We start from the raw sequence: 11,702 nt of genomic DNA on the forward strand, positions 1-11,702 counted from the left end.
GGTGAACTGTAATCCCTCATTATTCTCTATTTTTTATCATACGTTTTGCAAATCTTTGCCACCACGCCGCTAAGTGCCAGCAGTGCCAGCAGGTTCGGGATAACCATCAGTCCGTTGAAGAAATCAGACAGCTCCCATACAAGATTAACCTTCAGGGTGGAGCCTACCACGATGAACGCCACCACCAGGATGGAGTAAATCTTGGATGCCTTCGCGCCGAACAGATATTTCACATTGATCAGGCCGAAGAAATGCCAGCTTAAGATCGTGGAGAAAGCAAAGAACAGCAGGCAGATCGCGATAAAGATATCACCAAAGCCGCCGAATTTTGTCATGAATGCCGCCTGGGTCAGCGCGATGCCTCCCTTGCCGGTGGACATGGCCCCTGTGGTCAGTACGGAGAATACGGTCAGGTTCAGAATGACGAACGTGTCAATGAACACGCTGATCATAGCGGAAAGTCCCTGCTCATGCGGGTTCTTTGCTGCTGCTCTCGCATGTGCATGAGGTGTGGAACCCATACCAGCCTCATTGGAGAACAGACCTCTTGCCACACCATAACGAATGGCTTCTCTTACGGTAATACCGGCTGCGCCGCCCACGATAGCAGAAGGATTGAATGCGCCCACGAAAATCTGACGGAACGCTTCCGGGATCTGTGCTGCGTTTAAAAGAATCAGAATCAGGCTTCCGATAATGTAGATCACTGCCATGAAAGGCACCATTTTTTCCACTACCTGTGCCAGACGCTCCGTGCCGCCCACGAAAATAAACAGGGCGATGATGGCCAGAACGATACCCACTGCCACCGGCGGGATCGGGATATTTCTGGACTCAAACACACCGGAGAACGCGGAACCGATGGAGTTACTCTGTACCATATTTCCCATGAATCCCAGTGCCAGAATGATAAATACTGCGAATAATGTGGCAAGAACTTTGCCGAATGTGCCTTTGAACGCCTGTCTTATGTAATACACCGGGCCGCCGGTCACTTCGCCGTGGGCCGTTGTCTTGTATTCCTGTGCCAGACTTGCCTCTGCATAGATGGTCGCCATGCCAAAGAATGCGGATACCCACATCCAGAAGATCGCGCCCGGGCCTCCCGAGATCAGAGCAGTTGCCGCTCCGGTCAGATTACCGGTACCTACCTGTGCCGCGATGGCTGTCGCCATAGACTGGAACGGAGTCATTTCTCCATGCTTCTTCTCGCCGCTGTGTCCCTTTATATGCCCGAATACGAGCCGGATGCCCTCGCCGAAGCGACGCACCTGAATAAAGCGCAGGCGAATCGTGAAATAAATTCCCGTTCCGCACAGAAGCAGCAGAAGACCAATCCCCCACATGAATCCGTTCACCTTTGTTACCATTTCCAACATGTCATTTTCCTCCTTTGTCCTTTTGCCTGAGAGATTAGCGGATACACACTTCCGCCGTACACCTTCGGCGCCCGCTTCGTTCCAGCGGGGCTCTCCAAAGCCAAGGTTTGAACGTTATAAAATTTTATACCAGACCACTTTATCACATCACAGTGTGATTGACAATATTTTTTATCACCCGTTCTCCTCCTTTGTGCGAATATTACAAAAATTCTTCTTCAAAACATGTATTTATAGTTGACTTTTTCACCTGTAAATGGTACATTCTGGGTATGGGATTTCTTCGGAAATGGGAAGCTACTCTACTGGCGGTACAGCCCGCGAGCGCAAGCTAATCCGGTGCAGTTCCGGAGCCAACAGTCAAGTCTGGATGGGAGAAGAAAATGCCTGTGAGATACTTTTATTTCTTCTATATGTAATGTAAGGAGGTATTTTTCATGACAGATTCCAATTCCAAAACATCCAGCTCTGTGCCGCCTGCGGCCAATCCGCTGGCCACCGAGCCCATCAGCCATCTGATCCGCAAGTATTCCATTCCCACAGCCCTGACGCTGATGGTGAACTATCTTTATAATATTGCCGACCAGATTTTCGTCGGACAGGGCGTGGGCATCACCGGCATGGCTGCCACCAATGTAGCCTTTCCGCTGACCATCGTCACCACCGCACTGGCGCTCATGCTGGGAGACGGCTGCTCTGCCAACCTGAACTTAAGCCTGGGACGAGGCGAACAGGATACCGCCGACCGTACCATCAGCCACGCCGTGACGCTTCTGGTGAGCACCGGCGTTCTCCTTGCACTGTTCGGCAGCATTTTTGCGCCGCAGATCGTCCGGGCCTTCGGCGCCACCGACACGGCATTTTCCGCAGCCCTGGACTACACCCGGATCATCGTTTTCGGTCTGCCGTTCCTTCTGTTCTGCACGTCATTCACATCCATCATCCGGGCAGACGGCAATCCGGCTTATTCCATGCGCTGCATGATCCTGGGTGCCATCATCAATCTGGTGCTGGATCCGCTGTTTATCTTTGGCTTTCACGCCGGGGTCAAAGGCGCTGCCGTTGCCACCGTCATCGGACAGGTGGTATCCGGCTGCTGCTTCCTTGCCTACCTGCCGCGGCTGAAAAGCTTCCATATAAAAAAGAATCACCTGAAACCCACGGCAGCACTGACCGGCAGAATTCTCAAACTGGGCTTTCCCAGCTTTCTGACCCAGATCATGACCGCCCTGGTGCAGGTGACCATGAACAACCTGATGAAGACCTGCGGCGCTGCCAGTGTGTACGGCAGTGATATCGCCCTGTCCGTGTACGGTGCTTCCATGAAGGTGTACCAGATCGCCCATGCCATGTTTGTCGGCGTGTCCTCCGCCACCCAGCCCATCAACGGCTTCAACTATGGTGCCAAAAATTACGGCCGTGTCCGGGAGACGTACCGGCTGGCTTCCAGGATCGCGCTACTGGTATCCATCGGCTGGTTTGCTGTATATCAGCTATTCCCCACCTACATCGGACGGCTGTTCGTCTCCGGAGAGCCGCTGTACCTGGCTGCCTGCCAGCATTTCTTCCGATTATATATGATGGCGTTCTTCGTGTATGGCATCCATATGGCCATCTCCGCATTTTTCCAGGGCATCGGCCAGCCCACCAAGGCGCTGATCATTCCACTGGTGCGGCAGGGCATTGTCCTGATCCCGCTGGCACTGCTTCTGTCCGCCCGGTTCGGCCTGGACGGCGCACTGCTGGCCGTTCCCGTGGCCGATCTGGCAGCCTTCGTGATCTCCGTCGTTCTGGTGAAGGGAGAATTCTCCCGGTGGAGAAAACAGGGATGGCTTTAAAATTTGCCGCACCATACAGTCATACCTATCAAAACAACACCATATGACGATTACCTGTAAAGAGGGAGCGCTTTCTGATATCTATCAATCTCTCTTAAGACGTGCTCCCTCGTCACCTTCTGATCACAGATTTTCACTCATGAATCTCTCCAGCACAGCCGCCGCCTCTTCCTCGTCCGGCCCTTCCACCGTGATCTCCACCCGGTCTCCCTCTTTTGCCGCCAGTCCCATGAGGCTTAAGATCTTCTTGGCATCCCCTTCTTTTCCCTTACAGCGCACCCGGATTTCCGAGGTAAACTTTGACGCTTCTTTCACAAGCATTCCCGCCGGTCTGGCATGGATCCCCAGCGCATCCCGGATCGTATATTCTATACATTTCATAGCATTTCCCTTCCTTATACCTTTCATTTTTTCACTGTATAGTATCTTCCGCAAATGCTGTTTTATCCCTGATTTCCGCCATTTTCAGGTAGTTGTAACTAACTCCGGTTTTTTATAAAAAATTTTGACGAAATGCGTACATATCTTGTCATTGTACTTGATTATGTACACGAAGCACCTTGTGAAATGCTTCAAAAAATGCTATATTTTTATCAATGAATTAAATAACTCAATAATTCATTTTAATAGAAGGAGGATTTCATATGAGTACCAATCACGACAAGGCCGAGGGACTCGTCGGAAAGATTCTGGCGTTTCTGCCCGGTCTCGATTGCTGTGGTTTGGGTGGCTGCGGAAAAGCAAGCTGTGCGGAATGTGCACAGGCTATCGCTGAGACCGGAGATGCTGCCCTCTGTCCCGCATGCGATCAGGATGCTGTCAATTCCATCAGCGAGCTTTTGGGCGTAGCTCCGGTGGAAGTAACCAAGAAGATTGCCTTCATCAGCTGCGCTGGACATGCTGCCGGCAAAGCAAGATTCGCCGGCTGTTCTTCCTGCCAGGAGGCTGTTGACCAGGGCTTCCAGCGCGGAGAGTGCAAGAGCGGATGTGTAGGCGTTGGTTCCTGTATCGATGTCTGTAAATATGGCGCAATGAGCTTCGAAGACGGTAAAGTGATCATTGACGCCGAGAAGTGCAACGGCTGTGGTGCCTGCGCGAATGCTGCTGCCTGTCCGCAGCATATTATCCGCATGATCCCTGCGGATGCTACCAACTTCATCCCCTGCTCTTCCACAGAGGAGGATGATGAGATCGTACGCAAGACATGCGGCTACGGCTGTATCGCCTGCGGCGAGTGCGAACGTGCCTGCCCGAAGGGTGCTGTTTCCATCGTGAATAACCATGCGGTTATCGACTATGAGAAGTGCGAAGGCTGCGTTGCATGTACCGTAAAATGTAAGAAGAAGATTATCGTTGATACACTCCACGACCTGACTGTCCTCAAGGACAAGGTTGCTTTCGTAAGATGCAGCGGCGGCAGAGCTTCCGAGGTATTCAAACAGATGGGCATCCAGACCTGTGCTGAGGCAGCAGCAGTTGACCGCAAGGAGCTGGGTCTGTGTACCACAGGCTGTGTTGGCCAGGGTGCTTGTACAGCAGCCTGCCGTTACGGTGCTCTGACAATGGTTGACGGCGTAGCCAAGGTTGACCCTGACAAGTGTGTGGGATGTAAGGATTGTACATATGCATGTCCTATGGGCCTGATCACCATGGTTCCTTACAAGGGCATGAAGCTCGTTCCCTGCTCTTCTACTGCTGACTATGCAGACAAGGCTAAAGTATGTGATTCCGCATGTATCGGATGCGGCGACTGTAAGGCAAACTGCCCGAACGGCGCGATCTATGCAGAGGGCAAGCACGCAGTGATCGATCCCGAGATCTGCGAGGACTGCCAGGTATGTCAGTACATGTGTGCAAGAAAGGTCATCAAGGAACAGGTTGTTCCGGAGCACATTTTCCTGCAGCGTGAAGCTTTAGGTCTTGGAAAAGGAGAGTGATTCAGGTGAGAAAATTAAAGACAATGGATGGAAACACCGCTGCCGCTCATGTAGCCTATGCCTTTTCTGAGGTTGCTGCGATCTACCCGATCACACCTTCCTCCCCGATGGCTGAGAACATGGACGAATGGGTTTCCCAGGATAGAACCAATATTTTTGGCGAGAAAGTTAATATCGTAGAAATGCAGTCCGAGGCTGGTGCTGCAGGTGCCGTACACGGTTCCATTACCGCAGGTTCCTACACTTCCACCTTCACTGCTTCCCAGGGATTACTTCTGATGATCCCCAACATGTACAAGCTGGCCGGTGAGCAGACACCTACCGTGTTCCACGTAGCTGCAAGAGCACTGGCTTCCCATGCATTATCCATCTTCGGCGACCATTCCGACGTTATGGCATGTCGTCAGACCGGTTTCGCAATGCTGGCTTCCAACAGCGTACAGCAGGCAATGGACCTGGCAGCTGTTGCACATCTGTCCACCATCGCAGGCCACCTTCCGATGATGCACTTCTTCGATGGCTTCCGTACTTCTCATGAGTACCAGAAGATCGAGGTATGGGATTATGATGACCTGAAGGAAATGGTTGACTGGGATGCTGTCAAGGCATTCAAGGCTCGTTCCCTGAACCCCAACCACCCGCACCTGATGGGATCTGCCGAGCAGCCTGAGACTTTCTTCCAGCACAGAGAGGCAAGCAACCCTGCATATCTGGAGACTCCGGATCTGGTTGCCAAGTACATGGATAAAGTCAATGCAAAGATCGGCACAGACTACAAACCGTTCAACTACTATGGCGCAGAGGACGCAACAGAGATCATCGTAGCTATGGGTTCTGTCTGCGACGCTGCTGAGGAGCTGATCGACTACCTGACAGCGCAGGGACGCAAGGTCGGCATGATCGAGGTACATCTGTACCGTCCGTTCTCCCAGAAGTATCTGCTGAACGTAATGCCGAAGACTGTGAAGAAGATCGCTGTTCTGGACCGTACGAAAGAGCCCGGAAGTATCGGCGAGCCTCTTTACCTGGATATCGTTGCTGCACTGCACGGCACAGAGTTTGAGAACTGCACGATCGTAGGCGGCCGTTACGGACTTGGTTCCAAGGATACACAGCCTGGCGATATCCTTGCTGTATATGAGAACCTGTGGAGCGAGAACCCGAAGAAAGAGTTCACCATCTCCATCAACGATGATGTGACACATCTGTCCCTGCCTACCACAAGCAATCCGGATGTTGCTCCTAAGGGCACGAAAGCTTGTAAGTTCTGGGGTCTGGGTGCAGACGGTACCGTTGGTGCCAACAAGAACAGCGTTAAGATCATCGGTGACCACACAGACAAGAAGGTACAGGCATACTTCCAGTATGACTCCAAGAAGTCCGGTGGTGTTACGATCTCCCACTTACGTTTCGGAGATTCCCCGATCAAATCTACTTACTATGTAAAACAGGCTGACTTCGTTGCCTGCCACAACAGCGCATATCTGTATCGTTACGAAATGGTACAGGATGTAAAACCGGGCGGATTCTTCCTCCTGAACTGCGTATGGAGCGACGAGGAGCTGGAAGAGCATCTTCCTGCAAAGGTAAAACGTTACATTGCCAACAACAATGTACAGTTCTACACCTGTGACGCTGTATCCATCGCCAAGAAGATCGGTCTGGGCGCAAGAAGAACGAACTCCGTTCTGCAGGCTGCATTCTTCAAACTGGCTGATATCATCCCGATCGACGATGCAGTAGGCTACATGAAGGACGCTATCCGTCATACCTACGGCAAGAAGGGTGAAGATATCGTAAACATGAACCTGGCAGCTGTTGATGCCGGTGTTAATCATATTCATAAAGTTGTTGTTCCGGAGAGCTGGAAGACCGCTGCTGATGAGGCTCCGGCACCGAAGCTTGTCGGCCGTGACAAGGCTCACACCGATTACCTGAACGACATCCTGGTACCGACCAACACCTTAACCGGTGATGCTGTTCCGGTATCCACCTTCCTTTCTACCGTCAACGGTATGATCCCGTCCGGTACTGCTGCATACGAGAAGCGCGGCATCGCTGCTGATCTTCCGAAGTGGGATTTCACAAAATGTATGCAGTGTAACTGGTGTTCTTATGTATGCCCGCACGGCGTAATCCGTCCGTTCGTTCTGAACGATGCTGAGGCTGAAGGCGTTGATGGCGTACTGAACATGAAGGGTACCAAGGATAAGAAGTTCACCATCGCAATCTCTGCTCTTGACTGTACCGGATGCGGATCCTGTGCACAGGTTTGCCCGGCAAGAGAGAAAGCTCTGGAGATGATCCCTGCAGAGACAGAGTACATGGATGAGCAGCAGGCAAAATACAACGGCCTGTTTGGCAACGTAACAGATAAAGAGATTCCGTTCAAGGAAGACACTGTAAAGGGCTCTCAGTTCCGTCAGCCTCTTATGGAGTTCTCCGGTGCATGCCCTGGCTGCGGCGAGTCTCCTTATGCAAAACTGATCACACAGCTGTTTGGCGAGCGTATGTTCATTGCAAACGCAACAGGATGCTCCTCTATCTGGGGCTGCAGTGCACCGAGCTCACCTTACACAGTCAATAAAGAAGGCAAAGGACCGGCATGGGCTAACTCCCTGTTCGAGGACAATGCCGAGTTCGGTTTCGGTATGTCTGTATCCGTAGAGGCAAGAAGAAACGAACTGAAATCTGCTGTTGAGCGTCTGAATGATGTACTTGGAGTTCCTGCACGTGCATGGCTCGCATCCTTCAATGATGCAAAACAGTCCAAGGTAACCGGAGATATCCTTCTTGCAGAGTGTGAGAAGATCCAGGATACCAATGCCGATGCAAAATACGTTGTAGAGAACCAGGATATGCTGAACAAGCCGTCCATGTGGATCTTCGGCGGTGACGGATGGGCATACGATATCGGTTACGGCGGTGTTGACCACGTTCTCGCTTCCGGCCGCAATATCAATGTCATGGTATTCGATACCGAGGTTTACTCCAACACCGGCGGACAGTCTTCCAAGTCCACACCTATGGGTGCTGTTGCGAAGTTCGCTGCTTCCGGTAAAGCTGTAAAGAAGAAAGACCTGGCACAGATCGCTATGGCTTACGGCTATGTATATGTTGCACAGATCGCTATGGGTGCAAACCCGAACCAAACACTGCAGGCACTGCGTGAGGCAGAGGCATATGACGGACCGTCCCTGATCATCGCTTACGCTCCTTGTATCAACCACGGTGTAAAAGCCGGCATGAACAAGGCTATGCTGGAGATGAAGAACGCCGTTCGTTCCGGTTACTGGAACCTGCTTCGTTACAACCCGACCCTGGCTGCAGAAGGCAAGAATCCTCTGTCCATCGACAGCGGTGTTGCTACTGAGAGCTACCGTGATTTCATCATGGGTGAGGTACGTTACAACTCCCTGAAACTGAAGTTCCCTGACAGAGCAGAACAGCTCTTCACCAAGGCTGAGGAACTGGCTCATGACCGTTATGACGAGCTGATTACCCGTCGTGACAGCTTCAGCGAACTGGAAACACTGGAAAAGGGAGGAAAGTAAAGCATGATTAACTTAGTCAGAGAAAAAAATCCTATGCCTGAGCAGTCTCCCGAGGTTCGTGTAGGCAACTTCGAAGAGGTTTCCCAGGGTTACACAAAGGATATGGCCATCCGTGAGGCTATGCGCTGCCTGAAATGCCGGAAAAAACCGTGCATGATGAAGGGCTGCCCCACACAGATGCGCATTCCTGAATTCATCGCCAAGGTTGCTGAGGGTGATTTTGAAGCAGCATACGAGATCATCCGCTCTGTCAGCACACTGGCACCTGTCTGCAGCCGTGTCTGCCCTCACGAGAATCAGTGCGAAGGCAGCTGTGTACATGGCATCAAAGGACAGCCTGTGGCAATCGGAAGCATCGAGCGTTTCGTATGTGACTGGCATGCCGCACATTGCAAAGACGAGATTACAAAGGCAGAACCCAACGGGCATAAGGCAGCCGTGATCGGCGCCGGCCCGGCAGGCCTGTCCTGCGCATCTGACCTTGCTGACAAGGGCGTAGATGTGACCGTATATGAGAGCCTGAACGTAGCAGGCGGTGTCCTGGTATACGGAATCCCTGAATTCCGTCTTCCGAAGGATATCGTAGCTAAGATCGTCAGCGAACTGGAAGCCAAGGGCGTAAAGTTCGTGACTGGCTCTGTGGTTGGTAAAGACATCACCGTTGAGGATCTGATGAAGAAAGAGGGCTTCGAGTCCGTATTCATCGGTACCGGCGCTGAGGTTCCCACCACCATGAACATCCCCGGAGAGGATCTGAAGGGTGTATACACAGCCAACGATTACCTGACAGCTGTGAACATCGGCAAGGCTTACCTGCCGGAGAACAGCGGACTTCTTCCCCAGGCTGACCGCGTAGCCATCATCGGCGGCGGTAACGTTGCCATGGATGCATGCCGCTGTGCAGCCCGTATGAACGCAAAAGAAGTTACCGTTATCTACCGTCGTTCCCGTGAGGAAATGCCGGCATGTGACGCTGAGATCCACGAGGCAATGGCTGAGAACATCGAGTTCAAGTTCCTGACCAACCCGGTTGCTGTCAAAGCAGGCGCAGATGGTAAGGTAGCCGCTCTGGAGTGCGTACAGATGCAGCTGGGTGAGCCTGATGCTTCCGGCAGAAGACGTCCCGTTGCTGTAGAGGGCTCCAACTTCGAGATCCCGGTTGACGCTGTGATCATGGCCATCGGAACCAAGATGGATTCCATCGTAACCAGCACAACCGAGAACCTTGCAACTGACAAGTATGGCTGCATCACCACTTCCGACGATGCCTCCACAAGCCGCGCAGGCGTATTTGCAGGCGGTGATGATGTCACCGGACCGCTCACGGTTGTAAAGGCAATGAAGGCCGGCAGAATCGCAGCTGCAAGCATGGACGAGTATATGAACAAATAATTTGATTTACCGTTTGCGGCAAGTCTGAAAATGACCCGGAGGCCAAAAGACTTCCGGGTCATTTTTTTTATACCAGAACAGCAGAATATGCCATTTGACAAACAAATCTATTCCCTGTTATGATAGTATAGATATTGTTATATATGTAACAACAGCCTCATCAAGCAAGACTGACAGTAATATGATATGCTAATATTTTTTTACCAGGAGGGAAACAAATGAACTACCGTGAAGAGTATGCTTCAAAGCTTACAACTGCTGCCCAGGCCGTATCTGTAGTGAAAGACGGCGACTGGATTGACTATGGATGGTGTACCGGACATCCGGTTGCCCTGGATCAGGCACTGGCAGAGCGCATGCCTCAGCTCACTGACATCAAGGTGCGCGGCGGCGTAGCACTTTGGGCACCCGCTATTTTCAAGATTGACAATCCCCAGGATCATTTCTGCTGGAATTCCTGGCATATGTCAGGCATCGAGCGCAAAGCCGTTGATCAGGGTTTTGCTTACTACGGCCCCATGCGTTATTCCGAGCTTCCCCGCTTCTATCGGGAAAATGTAGAAGTGGATGTTGTCATGATCCAGGTAACTCCCATGGACGAGCATGGATACTTTAATTTTGGCCCCAGTGCATCCCATCTGGCTGATATGTGCCGCACAGCCAAGCACATCATCGTGGAAGTGAATACCAATATGCCCCGGTGTCTCGGCGGCTTCGATGAAGGCATCCATGTTTCCCAGGTTGATGCGATCGTAGAAGGAAACAATCCGGAGATCGGCATTCTGAATGGTGCTGCTGCTTCTGATGTGGATAAAGCCGTTGCAGAGCTGATCGTAAAGGAGATCCCCAACGGTGCCTGCCTGCAGCTGGGTATCGGCGGTATGCCAAATGCAGTCGGTTCCCTCATCGCAGAATCCGATCTGAAGGATCTGGGCGTCCATACAGAAATGTATGTAGACGCTTTCGTTGATATTGCCAATGCCGGCAAGATCAACGGCAGTAAGAAGAATTTCGACCGCGGACGCCAGACATATGCCTTCGCAGCCGGAACAAAGAAGCTTTATGATTATCTGGACAACAACCCGGAGTGTATGTCCGCTCCCGTGGATTACACCAACGATGCACGCGTTATCGCCGGCCTGGATAATTTCATTTCCATCAACAATGCCGTAGATATCGACCTCTTCGGTCAGGTGAACTCTGAGAGCGCCGGAATCCGTCATATCAGCGGTGCCGGCGGACAGCTGGACTTCGTAATGGGCGCATACCTTTCCCATGGCGGAAAGAGCTTTATCTGCTGCTCCTCTTCCTTCACCAGCAAGGACGGGCAGCTCCATTCCCGTATCGTCCCCACTCTGACACAGGGTTCCATCGTTACAGATACCAGAGCCAACACGCAATATCTCGTTACCGAGTATGGAATGGTGAACCTCAAGGGACTGGCTACCTGGCAGAGAACCGAAGCCATCATCTCCATTGCACATCCGCAGTTCCGGGATGAACTCATCAAAGAGGCGGAGAAGATGAAGATCTGGAGAAGAAGCAATAAGATCTGATCAATGAATTGCAATTTCATTGTTTGAAAAAGAGAGTATCGTTTGA

Annotated in this window: 7 protein-coding genes and 2 riboswitches; of the genes, 5 read left to right on the top strand and 2 right to left on the bottom strand. The window is 51.8% G+C overall.

The window, feature by feature from the left end; genetic code table 11:
- Positions 1-26 precede the first annotated feature (26 nt).
- Positions 27-1,379 carry a sodium:alanine symporter family protein gene (locus RJD28_16175; protein ID WNV57706.1) on the bottom strand — a complete coding sequence of 451 codons (1,353 nt, stop codon included), beginning with the start codon at positions 1,377-1,379 and terminating at the stop codon, positions 27-29.
- A gap of 4 nt (positions 1,380-1,383) precedes the next feature.
- Positions 1,384-1,487: riboswitch (glycine riboswitch) on the bottom strand.
- Positions 1,488-1,654: 167 nt separating this feature from the next.
- Positions 1,655-1,765: riboswitch (FMN riboswitch) on the top strand.
- 51 nt (positions 1,766-1,816) lie between these two features.
- Between RJD28_16175 and RJD28_16180 the strand changes: the two genes are divergently transcribed.
- Positions 1,817-3,217: an MATE family efflux transporter gene (locus tag RJD28_16180; protein WNV57707.1), complete on the top strand. Its 1,401-nt coding sequence runs from the start codon at positions 1,817-1,819 to the stop codon at positions 3,215-3,217.
- A 123-nt stretch (positions 3,218-3,340) separates the two neighbouring features.
- Here the strand turns inward: RJD28_16180 and RJD28_16185 are convergent, their stop codons facing one another.
- The gene (locus tag RJD28_16185; protein ID WNV57708.1) at positions 3,341-3,598 is read right to left on the bottom strand and encodes an HPr family phosphocarrier protein; all 258 of its coding nucleotides are present in this window, start codon (positions 3,596-3,598) and stop codon (positions 3,341-3,343) included.
- Positions 3,599-3,861: 263 nt separating this feature from the next.
- Between RJD28_16185 and RJD28_16190 the strand changes: the two genes are divergently transcribed.
- The 4 genes from RJD28_16190 (at position 3,862) to RJD28_16205 (ending at position 11,656) form a co-directional block, all read left to right on the top strand.
- Complete coding sequence (locus RJD28_16190) at positions 3,862-5,154, top strand: 4Fe-4S dicluster domain-containing protein (GenBank protein ID WNV57709.1); 1,293 nt, start codon at positions 3,862-3,864, stop codon at positions 5,152-5,154.
- A gap of 23 nt (positions 5,155-5,177) precedes the next feature.
- Positions 5,178-8,708: a pyruvate:ferredoxin (flavodoxin) oxidoreductase gene (nifJ, locus tag RJD28_16195; protein WNV59658.1), complete on the top strand. Its 3,531-nt coding sequence runs from the start codon at positions 5,178-5,180 to the stop codon at positions 8,706-8,708.
- A 3-nt stretch (positions 8,709-8,711) separates the two neighbouring features.
- The gene (gene gltA, locus RJD28_16200) at positions 8,712-10,100 is read left to right on the top strand and encodes an NADPH-dependent glutamate synthase (GenBank protein WNV57710.1); all 1,389 of its coding nucleotides are present in this window, start codon (positions 8,712-8,714) and stop codon (positions 10,098-10,100) included.
- 218 nt (positions 10,101-10,318) lie between these two features.
- The gene (locus RJD28_16205) at positions 10,319-11,656 is read left to right on the top strand and encodes a butyryl-CoA:acetate CoA-transferase (GenBank protein WNV57711.1); all 1,338 of its coding nucleotides are present in this window, start codon (positions 10,319-10,321) and stop codon (positions 11,654-11,656) included.
- Positions 11,657-11,702 lie beyond the last annotated feature (46 nt).

The organism is Oscillospiraceae bacterium NTUH-002-81, from assembly GCA_032620915.1.
Taxonomy (GTDB): domain Bacteria; phylum Bacillota; class Clostridia; order Lachnospirales; family Lachnospiraceae; genus JAGTTR01.

Excerpts from the sequence above, each read along its gene's own strand:
- gltA (WNV57710.1), top strand. The coding sequence starts at position 8,712 with ATGATTAACTTAGTCAGAGAAAAAAATCCTATGCCTGAGCAGTCTCCC.
- RJD28_16175 (WNV57706.1), bottom strand. The coding sequence starts at position 1,379 with ATGTTGGAAATGGTAACAAAGGTGAACGGATTCATGTGGGGGATTGGT.
- nifJ (WNV59658.1), top strand. The coding sequence starts at position 5,178 with ATGGATGGAAACACCGCTGCCGCTCATGTAGCCTATGCCTTTTCTGAG.
- RJD28_16205 (WNV57711.1), top strand. The coding sequence starts at position 10,319 with ATGAACTACCGTGAAGAGTATGCTTCAAAGCTTACAACTGCTGCCCAG.
- RJD28_16180 (WNV57707.1), top strand. The coding sequence starts at position 1,817 with ATGACAGATTCCAATTCCAAAACATCCAGCTCTGTGCCGCCTGCGGCC.
- RJD28_16185 (WNV57708.1), bottom strand. The coding sequence starts at position 3,598 with ATGAAATGTATAGAATATACGATCCGGGATGCGCTGGGGATCCATGCC.
- RJD28_16190 (WNV57709.1), top strand. The coding sequence starts at position 3,862 with ATGAGTACCAATCACGACAAGGCCGAGGGACTCGTCGGAAAGATTCTG.